Origin of the sequence: Pseudomonas sp. A014 (genome assembly GCF_052378495.1) — a bacterium.
Classification (GTDB): Bacteria; Pseudomonadota; Gammaproteobacteria; order Pseudomonadales; family Pseudomonadaceae; genus Aquipseudomonas; species Aquipseudomonas machongensis.
In genome coordinates this window covers 5,593,602-5,610,276 of the sequence record NZ_CP199001.1, presented here as the reverse complement: position 1 = coordinate 5,610,276, position 16,675 = coordinate 5,593,602, and the positions used below count along the sequence as shown (strand labels likewise).

The 16,675-nt window shown below is 64.3% G+C and carries 15 protein-coding genes; 9 read left to right on the top strand and 6 right to left on the bottom strand.

Annotation, left to right across the window (positions count from 1 at the left end; all coding sequences use genetic code 11):
* The first annotated feature begins 11 nt into the window (after positions 1-11).
* The 4 genes from tagQ (at position 12) to ACTYOL_RS25940 (ending at position 2,852) form a co-directional block, all read left to right on the top strand.
* A complete protein-coding gene (tagQ, locus tag ACTYOL_RS25955; protein WP_054891241.1) occupies positions 12-935 on the top strand; it encodes a type VI secretion system-associated lipoprotein TagQ in 924 nt (307 codons plus the stop codon).
* A gap of 110 nt (positions 936-1,045) precedes the next feature.
* Positions 1,046-1,960, top strand: coding sequence for a hypothetical protein (locus tag ACTYOL_RS25950; protein WP_054891242.1), 915 nt, complete (start codon positions 1,046-1,048; stop codon positions 1,958-1,960).
* Positions 1,960-2,421 carry a hypothetical protein gene (locus ACTYOL_RS25945; protein ID WP_197890335.1) on the top strand — a complete coding sequence of 154 codons (462 nt, stop codon included), beginning with the start codon at positions 1,960-1,962 and terminating at the stop codon, positions 2,419-2,421. The genes ACTYOL_RS25950 and ACTYOL_RS25945 overlap by 1 nt, the downstream gene beginning before the upstream one ends.
* Positions 2,421-2,852, top strand: a complete 432-nt coding sequence (locus ACTYOL_RS25940; RefSeq protein ID WP_444757306.1) for a hypothetical protein — start codon at positions 2,421-2,423, stop codon at positions 2,850-2,852. The genes ACTYOL_RS25945 and ACTYOL_RS25940 overlap by 1 nt, the downstream gene beginning before the upstream one ends.
* Before the next feature lie 30 nt (positions 2,853-2,882).
* Here the strand turns inward: ACTYOL_RS25940 and ACTYOL_RS25935 are convergent, their stop codons facing one another.
* From ACTYOL_RS25935 to ACTYOL_RS25910, 6 genes are all read right to left on the bottom strand, one after another.
* Positions 2,883-4,265 carry a flavin-containing monooxygenase gene (locus ACTYOL_RS25935; RefSeq protein WP_416766395.1) on the bottom strand — a complete coding sequence of 461 codons (1,383 nt, stop codon included), beginning with the start codon at positions 4,263-4,265 and terminating at the stop codon, positions 2,883-2,885.
* A gap of 525 nt (positions 4,266-4,790) precedes the next feature.
* Positions 4,791-7,304 carry a TonB-dependent siderophore receptor gene (locus ACTYOL_RS25930; protein WP_444757305.1) on the bottom strand — a complete coding sequence of 838 codons (2,514 nt, stop codon included), beginning with the start codon at positions 7,302-7,304 and terminating at the stop codon, positions 4,791-4,793.
* 105 nt (positions 7,305-7,409) lie between these two features.
* Positions 7,410-8,378: a FecR domain-containing protein gene (locus ACTYOL_RS25925; protein ID WP_444757304.1), complete on the bottom strand. Its 969-nt coding sequence runs from the start codon at positions 8,376-8,378 to the stop codon at positions 7,410-7,412.
* Positions 8,375-8,890 (bottom strand): sigma-70 family RNA polymerase sigma factor, encoded by a 516-nt coding sequence (locus ACTYOL_RS25920; protein WP_151925965.1) that lies wholly within the window; start codon positions 8,888-8,890, stop codon positions 8,375-8,377. Before ACTYOL_RS25920 ends, ACTYOL_RS25925 begins: the two co-directional genes overlap by 4 nt.
* Positions 8,891-8,990: 100 nt before the next feature.
* Entirely contained in the window at positions 8,991-10,358 is a 1,368-nt protein-coding gene (locus tag ACTYOL_RS25915; RefSeq protein WP_444757303.1) for an ATP-binding protein, read from the bottom strand.
* A 1-nt stretch (position 10,359) separates the two neighbouring features.
* The gene (locus ACTYOL_RS25910; RefSeq protein ID WP_372821884.1) at positions 10,360-11,076 is read right to left on the bottom strand and encodes a response regulator; all 717 of its coding nucleotides are present in this window, start codon (positions 11,074-11,076) and stop codon (positions 10,360-10,362) included.
* A 139-nt stretch (positions 11,077-11,215) separates the two neighbouring features.
* Here ACTYOL_RS25910 and ACTYOL_RS25905 point away from each other — a divergent pair, with 139 nt between their 5' ends.
* From ACTYOL_RS25905 to ACTYOL_RS25885, 5 genes are all read left to right on the top strand, one after another.
* Entirely contained in the window at positions 11,216-13,513 is a 2,298-nt protein-coding gene (locus ACTYOL_RS25905; protein ID WP_444757302.1) for a TonB-dependent siderophore receptor, read from the top strand.
* Between the two features lie 75 nt (positions 13,514-13,588).
* On the top strand, positions 13,589-13,936 hold the full coding sequence (locus ACTYOL_RS25900; RefSeq protein WP_153773949.1) for a metalloregulator ArsR/SmtB family transcription factor: 348 nt from the start codon (positions 13,589-13,591) through the stop codon (positions 13,934-13,936).
* Between the two features lie 18 nt (positions 13,937-13,954).
* The gene (locus ACTYOL_RS25895) at positions 13,955-15,238 is read left to right on the top strand and encodes an arsenic transporter (RefSeq protein WP_444758178.1); all 1,284 of its coding nucleotides are present in this window, start codon (positions 13,955-13,957) and stop codon (positions 15,236-15,238) included.
* A gap of 27 nt (positions 15,239-15,265) precedes the next feature.
* On the top strand, positions 15,266-15,736 hold the full coding sequence (locus ACTYOL_RS25890) for an arsenate reductase ArsC (protein ID WP_444757301.1): 471 nt from the start codon (positions 15,266-15,268) through the stop codon (positions 15,734-15,736).
* Between the two features lie 186 nt (positions 15,737-15,922).
* Positions 15,923-16,576, top strand: coding sequence for a glycosyltransferase family 25 protein (locus tag ACTYOL_RS25885; protein ID WP_153773952.1), 654 nt, complete (start codon positions 15,923-15,925; stop codon positions 16,574-16,576).
* Positions 16,577-16,675: the final 99 nt, after the last annotated feature.

Sequence of the window (16,675 nt, the reverse complement as noted above, 5' to 3'; positions counted from 1 at the left end):
AGAACCCGACCATGCGCTTGAATCGCACCTCCCTGATCACCGCTTCCAAGGCCCGTGCCGCTCTGCTGCTGGCTGCCGGTTTCAGCAGCGTTCTGCTGACCGGCTGCGCCGGCTCGCCGGTTTCCAAGATCGGTGCAACGACCAAGGTGGAGTACTACCCCAACTGCTACGAGCCGGTGCAGCACCTGCGCTCCACTGACGGCGACATGACTCGCTCGGTCGCCACCGGCGCACTGCTCGGCGCGGTAGGCGGTGCCCTGACCGGCGCCCTGGTGGACGGTGACAACCGTGGTCGCAACGCTGCCATCGGCGCCGCCGGTGGTGCCCTGGTCGGTGGTGCGGCGGGCTACTACACCGAGCGCCAGAAGCAGATCAGCGACGACAAGCAGCGCATCGCTTCCTACGCCGCCGACATCGACAAGAGTGCCGCCGACCTGGACCGCACCACCCAGTACGCCAAGGCGTCCCAGGCCTGCTACCAGCGCGAATTCGCCAGCCTGATCCAGAACCGCAAGGCCAACCGCATCAACGATACCGAAGGCCGCAAGCGCCTGGCCGAGATCGTTGCCGGCCTGAACGAGTCGAACCAGCTGCTCGGCACCGTCAACGGTCGTCTGGGTGAAAACCTGAACAACTACACCCAGGCCTACGAGCAGGACCTCAAGCAGGTGGGCGTGCAGCGTTCGGAAGTGGCGGCCGTGGTCCAGCCACCGAAGGCGACCAGCAAGTCTGGCACCAAGAAGGGCCAGGCTGCGGGCAAGACCAACACCAAAGTGCCGACCGAAGCAGTCGCCACCGAGAAGACCCTGCAGAACGCCACCGGCAAGAAAGCCGAGGCCCAGCAAGTCGCCAAGGCGGGCGTGGACCAGGTCAACAGCATGTGCCGCAACCCGGACATGGGTGACTGGGCACCGGTGCCTTGCCCGAACGTTTGATGGGATTGCAGGGGTGCATCGCGCCCCTTTCGCGACGCAAGGCCGCTTCGGTAGGGAGCGGCTTTGTGCTGTGGACAGGCCAGCCTGTAGCTGAGTAAGGACACGTATTCATGAAAGACCTTCTGGTCAACGAATTGGCCAACACCTCGCAATTTCTGGCGCAGCAGCGCCTGCAGGGGCGCATCGACCAGCAGAAGCTGTTCAAGGCGATCGATGCCGACCCTGGCATCGTCGGTGCGGGTGTCGTGTATATCGATGCCGACTACAACGTGATCGTGCTGCGCGAGTTTCAGCCCATCTGCAGTATCAAGCCCAAGCGCATCATCCTGCGCGAGGCGCCTCGCTACATTGCGCCCCAGCAATTCATGAACCAGTTGCAGACCAACCCGCGTGAGTCGCGCGTGGTCAAGGAGGCGGTAGGCACCACGCTCTCCTGCGCTGGTGCGATCCTGGGTTGGGTCGTCATGTTCAGCGGCACTATCGCCGTCCCCTTCTCCGGCGGTGTGAGCCTCGCGCTTACCGCTGCCGGATATGCAGCAGCAACCGCCAGTACCGCACAGTGCTTTATCGGTGTTGTCAGAACGGTCAACGAGGTCAACGACCCGTCAGCCAATGATGCGATGGATCAGGAGGCCTGGTACAGGGCCGCCACACCGTTGCTCGACGGTATATCGCTGCTCGGCGTCGGTAGCTCGGCCCTCACGACTGTACGCTTCCTGCAGGTGCGCAAGGCTGCCACGGGCGCCAACTGGCTCGACCTGACCCGTTCATTGAGCCGGCAGCAGCGTAGCGCTCTCACCCGCGAGTTGCTGTCGATCAAGCATCCTTCGCTCACCGCGAAGCAACTCAAGCTGCAACAGAGCACGGGCGAGCTGATCAAGCGTCACACGCCCACGCAGATCAAGCACGCCACTCAAACACTGATCAAGGATTCGCTTGGCGCTTCCATCGGTTTTGTAGGCAGCGGGACGGTGCAGGACAAGACCAAGAGCATCGCTCTGGGGCTCTATGAGGAGTTCGAGTAATGAGTCGGCACCCTGACCTTCAGAAGTTTCTCGATCGCTACTTCATGGTGTTCCTGGCGGGGTATTTTCTCTCGCTGTACGCCATGGCCGGGACGTTCTCTTTGGTATGGAGTACCTATTGCCGTGACTGCAGCCGGGAGATCAACTATCCGCTCAGCCTTGGTGTGCTGGTGGTGACGCTGGTCACGGCGCATGCGGCCGTAGTGCGAGGTCGTGACTGGGGGGTATGGATGGTCGCCGCCCTTTGTATCGGCTCCGTGGTTTTCCTGTTGCCGACCTATGGGTTCAGGCCGCATATGGGGATCTTCCTGAGCATCATAGTCGTCGCGCTGCTGGCATTGCTGGTACTCAACAGCAAGAAATACCGAGAGATGCGCGTGCTACTTGCCGAGTATCGACACAAGCGTCAAGCCGATAGAGCCTCAAAGGCCCAGCGCCCCAAAGTTCGACGGTCTCGATGATGGGCGAGTATCAACGCCCTCTTGAATTTCACGCATTCATGCGTCGTTACTTCCCGACGTTCCTGTTGGGCTTTTTCACCTGTGTGCTCTCGGTGGCATTGGTTCTTGCCATGTGGATCGACGAGCATTGGCGCAGCCATCCGGATAATCCCGTCTACACGATGGTTTCGAGTACAGCACTGGCGGCGCTGTTGTGCCTGGGTCACTTGGCGATGATTCGTGGGTATGGATGGGCAATGTGGGCCGTCTTGCCAGTACCGCTGATGGCGCTGCTGATCGCCCTGAGCCTGTTGGGCAACGGCCTGCATTTCATGTTGTTGGCTGCCATCCTGCTCTTGCCACTACTGGCACTGCTGGTGTTCAACAGCGAGCGGCACAGGGAGATGCGCAGACGGCTCGTCGCGCTACGGCAGGCCAGAACCCGGCGCTGAAGCGCCGGGCCCGTAAACGCCTTTCTCGCCTCAACGCTCCGGTCGCAGCACCTTCACGTCCCCAGGCTCCGCCGTTTCCCGCAGGTATTCTTCCAGCGAATCGTCCAGCGCCTTGATCCAGCGGGTGTGGTGCGGCACCGAGGCGGTGCCGGTCATCACCGAGCGGTACGAGCGGTCGCGGTAGCCCATGATGTCGTGCTTCTTGTCGTTCTTCCATTTGAGGAAGATGCGGTTCACCGCGTCGATGTCGAAGCGCGGGTAGTCGGTCTGTTCGATCAGGCGCGCGATGTAGCTCCCCTGGAATTCGTACATCGAGGCCGTGGTCTGCAAGGCCTCTTCCTCGGCGCGCCAGTGCTCGCTGTCGGCGCGCATGGCGGCCAGATCGGGCAGGGCGATGCGACCGAGGATCACGTCGCGCACGAACCAGGCCTGGGCGTCGAACAGGTTGAAGCTGTACCACAGGTCCTGCATCCCCAGGTACATCAGCTGCGGGTTGGCCTCCCACACCACGCCCTGATACAGGCCCAGCGGCCACAGGCGGTTGCCGGTGCGCAGGGTCAGGTCGTCGGGCAGGAACGGGAAGTGATGCTGGTAGCCGGTGCACAGGATGATCGCATCGACACGCTTGCTCGAGCCGTCGGCAAAGTGCGCGCGGTCGCCGTCGACCCGCTGCAACTGCGGCCGCTCTTCCCAGCCCTTGGGCCACTTGTAGCCCATGGGCTGGGTGCGGTAGGCGCTGGTGATCGAGCGCGCGCCGTACTTGTAGCACTGCGAGCCGATGTCTTCGGCGGAGTAGCTGCTGCCGATGATCAGCACATCCTTGCCGGCGAACTCCAGTGCATCACGGAAATCATGGGCGTGCAGGATGCGTCCGGAGAAGCGCTCGAAGCCTGGGAATGACGGCACCTGGGGTGTGGAGAAATGCCCGCTGGCGACCACCACGTAGTCGAATACCTGTTCGTAGCGCTGGCCATTGGCGTAGTCGTGGGCGGTGAGGGTGAAGGTGCGGCTGGCGCTGTCGAAGCGTACGTCCTTGACCACGGTGTCGAAGCGGATGTACTGGCGTACGTCGGCTTTTTTCACCCGGCCCTGAATGTAGTCCCACAGCACTTCGCGCGGCGGATAGGAAGAAATCGGGCGGCCGAAATGTTCATCGAAGCTGTAGTCGGCGAACTCCAGGCATTCCTTCGGGCCGTTGGACCAGAGGTAGCGGTACATGCTGCCGTGTACCGGTTCGCCGTGCTGGTCCAGGCCGGTGCGCCAGGTGTAGTTCCACATGCCGCCCCAGTCGGCCTGCTTTTCGAAGCAGACGATTTCGGGCATGGCCGCGCCCTTGGCGTGGGCGGATTGGAAGGCACGCAGTTGCGCCAGGCCGGAAGGGCCGGCGCCGATAATGGCGACGCGAGTGGTCATGAAAAAGTCCTGTGATCACGGAAGAAAGGCAAGACTTCCCTAGCCCCGAACGGCAACGAACCGTGGGCGGTGGAAGCGCGGAAACTTCAGGGGTCAGCAGGCAGGCGGAGGCACGGGGCGCTTGCGCTTGTGCGCCAGCAGGACATCGCGGGGCGGGATCGACAGGGTGTGGAAGAGTGTCGAGAGCGGGGAACAGCCGAGGCTGGAGACGGCGACAGGGAAGGGCCCGGTGGACTTGCCGATCAGGTTGGCAAGCGGGCCATGCGGCCGACGGATACGTGTGATCTCGTGCATGGGGGCGTGGTTAGCCTCTTTTCGTTATGGGTGCCTTTTTAGCTATAACGCATTGGGGGAAGCGGTTCAAGGTTTGGGATTGTAGCGGCCACGGTGTCAGAAATTTTGTCCTGGTGAAAATCAGGGCCTGCCTGGCGGCAGGCCACTGCCGGCCCGAACGCAAAAAACTGACAGTTCCGGGCAAGTGCGCTCCCACACTTAGTCCACGGCCCTTGGCAATGAAGCCCTACATCAGAAGTTGCCTCTTAGCGTCACTGTGAAGTTGCGCGGCTCACCATAGAAGTTACCCCACGAAACCGCCCCCACACTCTGGTAGTACTTCTTGTCGAAGAGGTTGTTGCCATTGAGCGCCAGCGACCAGTTCTCGTCGATCCGATAGCCGATCCGTCCACTCCAGATACCATACCCCGGCTGGACGGATTTCACTGCCACGGGCCTGATATTGCCATCCCGGAACGCGACATCACTCTGCGCCGTTACCCCAGCACCCACGCTCCAGCGCTCCAGTGCTCCCGTCAGTTGGTAGTCCGCCGAGGCCCGGAACAGGTGACGCGGGAAGTAGGTGGTGGAAAACGCCGGCTCCTGCGGATTGGCACTGGTGCTGTCCAGGTACTTGGTCTGGGTGTAGGTATAGCCCGCCAGCACCTGCAAGCGCTCGATCACCTCGCCACTGATTTCGGCCTCGAAACCCTGTGCCCGGACCTTGCCCACATCGCTGTAGCAGAAGCCGTCCGAAGACCCTGGGCAGCTGCTGTCGTAGTTGGCCTCCGCGCGATGTTCCTCGACGGTGCGGAACAGGTTGAACGAGGTGTTCACGCGCCCATCCAGCAGTTCGCCCTTGATCCCCAGCTCGTAGCTCGCGCCGGTCTTGGGCTGCAAGGGGCTGCCTGCCTGGTCGGTGTAAGTGCTCTGCGGCTGGAAGATCGCGGCATAGCTGGTGTAGACCGACCAGTTGTCGTTCAGGTCGTAGATGAGCGCGCCGAATGGCGTCACTTCACCGTTCTCCTGGCTGCGGTCGTGCTGCCAGTAATCCCATGCTTGGGTGTAGGAGTCTCGACTGTTGCGGTACCAACTGACGCGCGAACCCAGCACCAGGGTCAACGGCTCGGCCAGCTTCAGGCGAAGCGTGGCGTAGGTGCCGAATTGCCGGGTGTCGGTCTCGGTCGGGAAGGGGCCGCCACGGTAAGCGTTGGGCGCGTAGAAGCCATCGCTGGGCTCGGGGATGTGCGGGTTGGGATTGAACGGATCCTGCGACGCGCCGAGTAGGCCGGTCATGTTGATCAGCGCCCAGTGGTCGCGGGTCTGGGCGCGGCTGGCGTTGGCGCCTACGACCAATTCATGCTGCAGGCCGAAGGCATCGAATTTGCCATCCAGGTACGCGTCGAAACCGTAGTCGGTCTGGTCATAGTCGAACAGGCCCGAGTACACCGAGGATGGCGCCGAGGTCGCCCCTGCAGGCACCCCGCCAGGGGTCTCGGAAAGGGCGTACTTGATGTCCTGGTCGTTGTGGGTCCAGGCCCCGGCGAACTTGAACGCCCACTCATCGTTCAACTGGTGCTTGAGGTCGGCGAACACCGTGGTGCGCTGGCTGTCCCAGGTGTTCCACGAAGCGCCCAGGCAGGTCGAGCGACTCAGCTTCAGGTCCTTGCCATCGCTCCCCCTTGGCAGGCCGTGCCAGCAGGGCCGGGCGTCGAGCCGCTCGTAGGCGACGCCTAAGCCCAGGGTGGTATCCGGCGTCAGGTCGTAGTCCAGGGCTCCGTAGAGGATCTGGTCCTTGCGTTTACCCAGGTCGTAGAAGTACTGGCGATCCTGCAACGCTACCACCGCCCGGCCACGCAGCGTGCCCGAGGTGTTGAGCGGGCCACCGGTATCGATCTGGCTGCGGTAGTTGTCCCAGGAGCCCGCCGACAGGCTCAGGCTGGTGGTGGGCGTGCTCTGGCCGCGTTTGCGCACGAAATTGACCCCGCCCGCCGAGCTGCCCGAGCCCTTCATCATGCCCGCCGCGCCCTTGAGCACTTCGACCCGGTCGTAGTAGGCCATGTCGCCCGAGAAGCTGTTGGCCTGTACATACTCGCCGCCCACATCCAGCGGCACGCCGTCGTACTGGTACTGGCCCTGCATCATGAAACCACGCGAATAGAAGTACTTGCCGCCCATGGGCGATTCGTACACCGCGATACCCGGGGTTTTCTCCATCGCCTGGTCGATGGTGTTGATGTTCTGGTCGTCCATGTACTTGCGGGTCAGCACGGTCACCGCCTGGGGTGTCTCGCGCAGCGTGTGTGTGCCCTTGCCGATGGTCACCGCCCGCGCGGCGTAGGCCCCGGTGCCTTCGGAGGTGGCGTCCAGGCGCTGGCTGGAGATGGTCGTGGCGTCCAGCTCCAGCGAGCCGTCATTGCGCGGCGACGGGCGCAGCACATAACTGCCATTGCTCTGCGCGACCACCTGCAACCCTGTGCCTTGCAGCAGCAGCGCGAAGCCCTGGGCAACGCTGTAGCGGCCTTGCAGCCCCGGCGAGCGATGGCCGTCGGTCAAGGCGGCATCGAAGGAGAAGGCACTGCCCGAGGCCGATGCAAAGGCGCTGAGCGCCTCCGTCAGGCTGCCGGCAGGAATCTGGTACTGGCGCAGCTCACTGACTTCGGCTGCATGGGCGAACGCCGCCAGCGTGGTCAGGGCCACACTGCAAAACCCCAGGCGAATGGCTGCGGCCACCGGTTTCAGTCGGCGCGCATACGGGTACGTCATGATGGTCCTCCCCCAATTGATCCGCTCAAACGGCAGATGTCTGAGCAATGGCCGAAGGACGTGAGAAAAAAGTGCAACGCAGATGTGTTTTTTTTTCGCGACGCCTCAACTGACCCGAGGCATGACACTGACCCAGTAATCGGTACGCCGCACGATGCGCAGCTCGAAACCGCTGGCCAGTGCGGCGAGGGCGAGGTCGATGTCGTGTAGCGGAAAGGCCCCGGAAATCCGCAGCCCGGCAATCGATGGATCACAGCGCAGCCAGCCACGCCGGTAGCGCGACAGTTCTTCCAGCAAGTCGCCCAGCGGCCGGTTGATGGCTATCAGGCTACCCGTTTGCCACGACGCTACCGAAGCGTCGCTGCGCCACGGCTCTCCAAGCCGAGAGCGATCAAACCGCACCTGCTGACCCGCTTCCAGACGCAGGGTTTGTGCGCTGTTCAGCGGACGCACCTGTACGGCCTTTTCCAGCACCGTCACCTCGCAGAACCGCTCGTCGGCGTCGACCGTGAAGCGGGTGCCCAAAGCCTGCACCTGCCCCTGCGACACCTCCACCAGAAACGGACGCGCCAGGGCATCAGCGGCCGTTTGCACCAGCACCCGCCCGCCCAGCAGACGCAGTACACGCTGTTCTGCGTCAAAGCGCACATCCAGGGCCGAACGGCTGTCCAGCAGGATCTGGCTGCCATCCTCCAGCACCACCTCACGCTGCTCGCCGACCCCGGTGTGCACGCTGGCCATCAGCGTTGTTCGCAGCTCGCTTCTCCAGCCGCCTATACCCACCACACCGACGCCCGCCAGCACCAGCAACTGACGCAGCACCCGCCTGCGCGACTCCCGAGCCTGACGCAGGGCCGGCGCTGCAATCTGCCGTGGCACCCCCTCGACCATCCGCCGAACCGCCTCAACCTGTTGCCAGGCCTGCTGGTGCAGAGGATCTGCATCGTGCCAGAGCTGCCAGCGCTGCTGCTCGCCCGCATCCTCGAGCCCCGACGACAGCCGCGCATACCACTGCGCCGCACAGCGCAACGCCTCGCGCTGCGCTGTGCTCAACGGCGATGACACGGCGCTCACAGCAGCCCCAGGCGCATCAGGCAGCACTGCTCCATCGCCTTGGCCATGTGGTTGTTCACCGTGCGTACCGAGACGCCCAGGCGCTCGGCGATCTGCGGATACGTCAGCCCCTCGAACTGTGACAGGATGAACGTCTGACGCACCTTGTCGCCCAGGCTGTCTAGCATGCGATCGATTTCCATCAAGGTTTCCAGAACGATCGCCTGGTCTTCCTCGGATGGGTGGTCGCAGGCGGGCAGGGAGGCCAGCGCCTCGAGATAGCTCTGCTCTAGCGCCCGGCGGCGGAACAGGTCGATGACCAGACCTTTGGCGACGGTGCTCAGATACTGGCGCGGCTCGCGGATATCCAGGGCACGACGCGCCTTGATGACCCGCACGAAGGTGTCTTGTACCAGGTCGGCGGCATCGCTGGTGGAGTCCAGACGCTTGCGCAGCCAGCCACGCAGCCAGGCGCTGTGGGTGAGGTAGAGAGCCTCGGTGGCGGAGCGCAGGGCAGAATCGGTGGGGGGCATGGGGGAGTGGAGTTGTTAATGGGAATTAGTGCGATTTGAACTCTTTTGGGCAGGGTTTGGCAATGGGGGGCTTGAGGTGTGCGCTGTGGGCGGGCTGGTGCTAGCGTGGCAACACCACAGTCGCCTCCAGCCCACCGCCATCGCGATTGGAAAGCCGCAACTCACCGCCATGGCTGGCCGCAATCCGCTGGGCAATGCTCAGCCCCAGGCCATACCCACCAGACGCCTGGTTGCGCGAACCCTCTCCGCGCACGAACGGATCGGTCACGGTATCCAGCAGGCCCACCGCAATACCCGGCCCGCGATCCTCGACATGAATCCGCACCTGCGCCGCATCCGCCTCGAGCCGCAGCGAAACCGCCTTGCCATAACGCAGGGCATTGACCAACAGGTTCTGCAGGCACCGCTGCATCAGCAAGGCATCGACCTTCACCTTGCCCACTTCACCCTGGATCGGCAGCGGCTCTTCGGCGCTGGCCAGGTCGGCGCACAGGCGCGCCACCAGTCGGTCCAGGTCCACCTCCTGCAGGTTCTGTTGCTCGCCGGCCCGCAAGTAGTCCAGTACCTGGCCGATCATGCCGTCCATCTGCACGATGTTCTGGCGCAGGCGCTCTTTGTGTTCGCCATCCTCCAACCGCTCCAGGCGCAGGCGCATGCGGGTCAGCGGCGTACGCAGGTCGTGGGAGACCGCCGCGAGAAAGTAGGCCTTGTCGTTGACCATGGCGATCAACCGTTGCTGCATGGCGTTGAACGCCTGCGCCGCCTGGCGCACTTCCTCGGGGCCCTCCAGGGGCAGGGCGGGTTGTTCCAGGTTGCGGCCCAGGCCGCGGGCAGCATCGGCCAGACGGCGCAGTGGGCGCAAGCACAGGCGTACGGCCACCAGGCACACCAGCAGCACGGCGACGATGCGCAGCGCATAGACGCGCAGCAGGTAGTCGCTGATCAGCACCCAGGCCGACTCGCCACTCCAGCCCTGCAGCTCTTCGCCGTCGATCACCAGCCAGTGGCCATCCTCCATCGGCACGGCGAACTGCAGGTGCGCCTGGGCGGTACGCAGGCCGAACAGGCTGCGCCAGACGATCGGCTGACCAAGCTCATCGGTCAGTTGCACCTTCAGCAGGCGCGCCGGCTGGTCGTGGCCGAGCTCGTAGGCCAGCGCCTGGTGCAGCAGCAGTTCGATGCGGTGACGGCCGCGCCGGTCGTCGCGCTGGGCCTTGGGCAGCGATTCGGTGCAGCGCAGGTGATAGCGCGCCGGCACCTGCAACTGCCCGGCATGGCAGTCGGCCTGGGCGATCAGCGGGGCACTGCGCGCAGCGATCAGCCGCACCGGGGCTTCGAACACCTGGGCGAAGCGCACGTCGAACCAGATGCTGCTGGACATCAACTGGATCAGCAGGGTGCCGCTGATCATGATCAGCAGCAGTTGGCCGAACAGCGTCCGTGGCCATAGCCGGCGCAACAGGCGCACGTCAGGCGCCTGGCTCGCGGGCGATGCTGAGCAGGTAGCCTTCGTTGCGAATGGTGAGGATCTGCGCGCTGCCATTGACGGCGCGGCGCAGGTGCTGGCGCAGGCGGCTGATGCACATGTCCACCGAGCGGTCGTCGGGCAGGTGGTCACGGCCAAAGGCGCTGCGCGTCAGGTGATCGCGCGATACCACGCGGTTGTTGGCCTCGAGCAGCTCGCGCAGCACGCGGTAATCGGAGCGGGGCAGGGTGAGGGCCTGGCCGTCGGGGTGAGTGAGCAGGCGTTTGATGTGGTCGAGGCTGAACCCTGCGAACTGCTGCGCCTGGCTGGCGGGCTCTTCGCTCGGCGTGTCGAGGCGCTGCGGGCGGCGCAGGACAGCCTTGATGCGGGCAATGAGTTCACGGGGCTCGAAGGGCTTGGACAGGTAGTCGTCGGCGCCCACTTCCAGGCCGATGATACGGTCCAGCGTGCTGCCCTTGGCCGACAGCATGATCACCGCCAGGCCCGGCTGCGCCTGCAGTTGGCGACACAGGCTGAGGCCATCTTCGCCGGGCAGCATCAGGTCGAGCACCACCAGCTCGACCTTGTGCCGCGCCATTTGCTGGCGCATCTGCTCGCCATCGGCGGCAGCCAGCACCTGGTAGCCGGCATCGGTCAGGTAATCGCAGAGAAGTTCGCGGATCTCGTCGTCATCGTCGACAACCAGCAAAGTTGTGCTCATTGCGGGGGACACCTGTCAGGGGCGCTTGAACGGCGCCCGTTACGTTCCATTACATCCCCGTACAAGCCGGGCATGGAGCCCAGAGGGCACATCCCTAGAATCGTAGCAAAAACCATCTGCGAATACGAAGCCTTCCCAAATGAAACCTCAGAGCATCCCCGGCGCCTGCGCCCGCTTCACCCGCGGTGGCAGCCGCCTCTCGCCACTTGCCTTGTGTGTCGCCTTCAGCCTGTCTGCAGGCGCCTTTGCGGCTGATCCCCAGCCTCTGGAGCTGGGCGCCACCAACATCGAAGACAGCGCGCTGCCCAGTGCCGACGACGCCGGCCAGCTCGGCTACACCGTCGAGAGCACGCGCAGCTCCACCGGCCTGAACCTGACTCCGCGCCAGACGCCGCAGTCGGTGACCAGCATCACCCGCCAGCAGATGGACGACCGCGATGTGCACAGCATCGAGCAGGCGCTGGACACCGCGCCGGGGATCAGCGTCAGCAAGATGGAAGTAGGCGGGCGAACCGATTTCCGCGCTCGTGGCTATTCGATCAGCAATTGGAAGATCGATGGCCTGCAGTTCCCCGGCGGCTCTGACTTCAGCGGCAGTGGCAACGCGCTGAACCTGGACCTGTACGAGCGCATCGACATCGTCCGTGGTGCCAACGGCCTGCTCGGTGGCACCGGTGACCCGTCGGCGACGGTCAACCTGATCCGCAAGGCGCCAACCCGCACCTTCGGCGGCAGCGCCTATGCCACCTACGGCAGCTGGGACAAACGCCGCCTGGGCGCCGACCTCAACCTGCCGCTCTCCGAAGACGGCCGCCTGCGCTCGCGCTTCGTGGTCACCCAGCAGGACGCCAACTCGTTCCGCGACAACCAGTCCGAGCGCGCCCGCGCAGCGCTGGCCAACTTCGAGTTCGACCTGGACGACGCCACCACCCTCGGCGTCGGTTACCAGTACGAATACAACAAGGTGGTCGGCGGCGGTTGGGGTGCCAACATCCCGATCTGGTATGGCGACGGCAGCAAGACCGACCTGCCGCGCAGCACCAACGTGGTGCCCAGCTGGAGCTTCGGCGAGTACATCACCCGCACCACCTTCGGCTCGCTGCAGCACCGCTTCGACAACGACTGGACCCTGGACCTGAAAGGCTCGCAGAGCACCAGCGATGCCCTCAACCACCGCGGCCTGGCCAAGGTCAACTCGTCCGGGCGCGGCGTCTACGGCGGCTACTGGGACCAGGATGGCAGCGGCGCGGTGCTCAACGGCCTGCACAGCTCCAGCGACACCACCCAGCAATCGGCGCAGATCGACCTGTCTGGCCCGTTCCAGATGTTCGGCCGCACCCACCAGGCGATGGTCGGCTACAACGACAGCCGCACCGTGGCCTGGTCGCCGGAATACACCTGCACCATGGTCAGCGCCAACAGCGTCAGCGCTCCTGCCCTGGGCTGCCAGTTCCGCGCCAATAACGGCCTGCCCCTGAGCAACTGGCTCAACGGCGTGGACAGCGACTACGACATGCTTGCCTCGCAGACCGGCCGTCATAGCAAGACCACCACCCGCCTGCAAGGCATGTACGCCGCTACCCGCCTGAGCATCACCGACCCGCTGTCGGTGATCCTCGGCGTGCGCAGCACCGACTACTCGGCCACCACCCGCAACGTCAGCGGCGTGCGCAGCAACCAGCAGAACAACGGCATCGTCACCCCCTACCTGGGCGCGGTGTATGACCTCAACGACACCTACTCGGTGTACGCCAGCTACACCGACATCTTCAACCCGCAGACCGAAGAGACCGCCAGCGGCACCAAGGTCGAGCCGATCCGCGGCCAGAGCTACGAGACCGGCATCAAGGCCGCCTGGTTCGACGGCCGCCTGAACGCCTCGGCGGCGTACTTCCGCACCAAGCAGGAGAACAAGGCCGTCACCGATGGCGACCTGCTGACCCCGACCGGCGCCACCGCCTACAAGGCAGGTTCCGGCCAGGAAACCGACGGTATCGACCTGGAGCTCGCAGGCGCCCTGACCGAGAACTGGAACGTCTACGCCGGCTACACCTACCTGCACTTCCGTCGCCTCGACAGCGACGGGCGCAGCGATCCGTCGCACCTGTTCAAGGCCTCGACCACCTACCGCCTGTCCGGCCCGCTCGACCGCCTGACCTTGGGCACCGGCGTCACCGCGCAGACCAACATCCGCGCCCTGTCCACCCCGGCCGGCCAGCCGACCAACGGTGTCAGCCGTAGCTCGAGCGACGTCAACTGGTCGGGCTATGCGATCTGGAATGCCATGGCCAAGTACCAGCTGACCGACGACACCAGCGTCAGCCTCAACGCCAACAACCTGTTCGACAAGCACTACTACACCCGCTACGGCTTCTACGCCGGAGCGATCTATGGCGATCCGCGCAACCTGTCGCTGACCGTCAGCACGGCGTTCTGATCAAACAAAAGCACCTGTTGCAATCTACATATGGAAATCCGTATATTCGGTTTTCCATATGTTCAGGTGCCTCCCATGATCACCCCCACCCAGGTCTTCAAGTCCCTCGCCGACGAGACCCGCGTTCGCGCCACCTTGCTGATCGCCCGCCTTGGCGAACTGTGTGTGTGCGAGCTGATGTGCGCCCTCGACGACAGCCAGCCGAAAATCAGCCGCCACCTCGCGCAGTTGCGCAGCGTCGGCCTGTTGCTGGACCGCCGCCAGGGGCAGTGGGTGTACTACCGCCTCAACCCTGAACTGCCCGCCTGGGTCAGCGAGCTGTTGCAAGTCACCGCCCAGGCCAATGCCGCCTGGCTCCAGGACAACATCGCCCGCCTGCAGCACATGGACGATCGCCCCGTCCGTGCCGCTGCCGGCTGCTGAGTGGACGAGTACCTGCCGATGCTGATCGCCGCCTGCGTCTTCGTCTTCACCCTCATCCTGGTCATCTGGCAGCCCAAGGGGCTTGGCGTCGGCTGGAGCGCCAGTTTCGGCGCACTGCTGGCGCTGCTGTTCGGCGCGGTGTCGTTGCACGACATACCCGCCGTCTGGGCGATCATCTGGAATGCCACGGCCACCTTCATCGCCATCATCATCGTCAGCCTGCTGCTCGACGAGGCCGGCTTCTTCGAGTGGTCCGCCCTGCATGTGGCGCGCTGGGCCCGCGGCAGCGGACGCCGCTTGTTCGCCTTCATCGTGCTGCTGGGCGCCGCAGTTTCTGCTCTGTTCGCCAACGACGGCGCCGCGCTGATCCTCACCCCCATCGTCATGTCGATGCTGCTGGCGCTGCGCTTCTCGCCCGGCGCGACCCTGGCCTTCGTCATGGCCGCAGGCTTCATCGCCGACACCGCCAGCCTGCCGCTGGTGGTGTCGAACCTGGTGAACATCGTCTCGGCCGACTACTTCGGGCTGGGCTTCAGCACCTACGCCTCGGTGATGCTGCCAGTCAACCTGGTGGCCGTGGCCGCCACGCTGCTGGTGCTGTTCCTGTACTTCCGGCGCGACATCCCGGCGCGCTATGCCCTGGATGACCTCAAGGCCCCGGCCCTGGCCATCCGCGACCGCGCGACCTTCCGCGTCGGCTGGGTGGTGTTGTTGGCGCTGCTGGTGGGCCTGTTCGTGCTCGAGCCGCTGGGCATCCCGGTCAGCGCAGTGGCCGCCGCCTGCGCCGCCGTGCTGTTCGCCGTCGCCGCCCGTGGCCACGTGATCTCCACCCGCCGCGTGCTGCGCGAAGCGCCCTGGCAGATCGTGGTGTTCTCGCTGGGCATGTACCTGGTGGTGTACGGCCTGCGCAACGCCGGCATGACCGACGCCCTCGCCGTAGTACTCGACCGCCTTGCTGCCCACGGCCTGTGGGCTGCCACCCTCGGCACCGGCCTGATCGCGGCGTTGCTGTCGTCGGTGATGAACAACCTGCCCAGCGTGCTGGTCGGCGCCCTGTCGATCCAGGCCAGCGGCGCCGAAGGGCTGGTGCGCGACGCGATGATCTACGCCAACGTCATCGGCTGCGACCTCGGCCCGAAAATCACCCCCATCGGCAGCCTCGCCACGTTGCTCTGGCTGCACGTGCTGGCACGCAAAGGCATGCGCATCACCTGGGGGTACTACTTCAAGGTCGGCATCCTGCTGACCCTGCCGGTGCTGCTGATCACCCTTTCCGCCCTGGCGCTGCGCCTGGGCCTTTGAAAACCGCCACGCGGCGGGGAGCGAGCGATGCGAATCCTGTTCATGTGCACGGCCAACAGCTGTCGCAGCATTTTGTGCGAAGCCCTGTTCAACCACCTCGCCCCGCAAGGCTACGAAGCCATCAGCGCCGGCAGCTTCCCACGAGGCCAGGTGCTGCCGCGCAGCCTGCAGACCCTGCAGCAAGCCGGCATCGCCGTCGATGGCCTGAGCAGCAAAGGCAACGAAGCCTTCAAAGACAACCCGCCAGACATCGTCATCACCGTCTGCGACAAGGCCGCTGGCGAAGCGTGCCCGGTGTACTTCGGCCCGGCGCTCAAGGCCCACTGGGGGTTGGAAGACCCTTCCGACGTGGTGGGCGACGACGCCACGATCGACGCCGCGTTCCGGGCGACCCTGGCGCATATTCAACGGCGTTTCGAGGCGTTCTTTGCGCTGCGTCCGGATACCCTCGACCGTGATCAGCTCAAGCGCGAGCTGGACCGCATCGGCACGCTCTGAGGAGGGACCACGTCAGACATCCTGCCCAACCTCGACCTGTCGCTGTTCGACGACCTGCCCGGACAGCCGCTGGATGCGCCCAGGTAGACAAAGCAAGCATGGCTTTGTGATATCAGATTCTCCCGATATTATTGCCGCTCTATTCAGCACCACCATATGACAGGCAGTAGTTAAAGGGATTGATTGGTGGGCAGGATTCATTTCGATGTTGACGCCGTCTATTGCATCTCGCTCGATGCACGGAGTGACAGGCGTGAGTTGTTCAGGAAGAGCATTGGCAAGGTGCTCGACAACCAAGTGATATTTCATGTCGTGCAGAAGCACGGCGACCCCAAGCGCGGCTGCTACGAGTCGCACCAGCAACTCGCCCAGCGCGCGCTCGAGGAGGGCCTGGAGCGGATTCTGATTTTTGAAGATGACGTGATGCCCTACGAGCTGAAAGCCTCGAGGATCGCCTGGGTGAACCGCTTCATGCGTAGCCATCGATTCGAGGCCTTGCACCTCGGCTACAGCATGGGCCGAACCTGGTTAACCTGGTTCCCGTTCATTGCCCGGGGCCGCGTGGTGGCCCTTCATGCATACGTGCTGTCACGCAAAGGTTGCGCCATCCTGGCCCAGACACCGTACGACGGCACGCCCGTGGATGTGATGTTCAAGCGACGGATCCGGCAACACTGTGTGTTCCCGATGATGTTTCGCCAGCATGCTGCTGCTGTCACGGGTAGCGACCTTGAGGACGTGGTGAAGAACGAAGACGACTGGTGGGAGCGTAATTGGCGTAAACACTGGCGTTCTCCGCTGAAGAACTTCTGGCGCACTGTATTGCGTTTGGATTTCTGACCGGAGGGGGGTGGGATCCATGCCGTTGGCGAGCCGCTGTTTGATCTCGAAGCGCTTGCGACGTGCCGTCCCCATCCCGACCACCGGATAGCTGCCAAG

Excerpts from the sequence above, each read along its gene's own strand:
- tagQ (WP_054891241.1), top strand. The coding sequence starts at position 12 with ATGCGCTTGAATCGCACCTCCCTGATCACCGCTTCCAAGGCCCGTGCC.
- ACTYOL_RS25950 (WP_054891242.1), top strand. The coding sequence starts at position 1,046 with ATGAAAGACCTTCTGGTCAACGAATTGGCCAACACCTCGCAATTTCTG.
- ACTYOL_RS25945 (WP_197890335.1), top strand. The coding sequence starts at position 1,960 with ATGAGTCGGCACCCTGACCTTCAGAAGTTTCTCGATCGCTACTTCATG.
- ACTYOL_RS25940 (WP_444757306.1), top strand. The coding sequence starts at position 2,421 with ATGGGCGAGTATCAACGCCCTCTTGAATTTCACGCATTCATGCGTCGT.
- ACTYOL_RS25935 (WP_416766395.1), bottom strand. The coding sequence starts at position 4,265 with ATGACCACTCGCGTCGCCATTATCGGCGCCGGCCCTTCCGGCCTGGCG.
- ACTYOL_RS25930 (WP_444757305.1), bottom strand. The coding sequence starts at position 7,304 with ATGACGTACCCGTATGCGCGCCGACTGAAACCGGTGGCCGCAGCCATT.
- ACTYOL_RS25920 (WP_151925965.1), bottom strand. The coding sequence starts at position 8,890 with ATGCCCCCCACCGATTCTGCCCTGCGCTCCGCCACCGAGGCTCTCTAC.
- ACTYOL_RS25910 (WP_372821884.1), bottom strand. The coding sequence starts at position 11,076 with ATGAGCACAACTTTGCTGGTTGTCGACGATGACGACGAGATCCGCGAA.
- ACTYOL_RS25905 (WP_444757302.1), top strand. The coding sequence starts at position 11,216 with ATGAAACCTCAGAGCATCCCCGGCGCCTGCGCCCGCTTCACCCGCGGT.
- ACTYOL_RS25900 (WP_153773949.1), top strand. The coding sequence starts at position 13,589 with ATGATCACCCCCACCCAGGTCTTCAAGTCCCTCGCCGACGAGACCCGC.
- ACTYOL_RS25895 (WP_444758178.1), top strand. The coding sequence starts at position 13,955 with ATGCTGATCGCCGCCTGCGTCTTCGTCTTCACCCTCATCCTGGTCATC.
- ACTYOL_RS25890 (WP_444757301.1), top strand. The coding sequence starts at position 15,266 with ATGCGAATCCTGTTCATGTGCACGGCCAACAGCTGTCGCAGCATTTTG.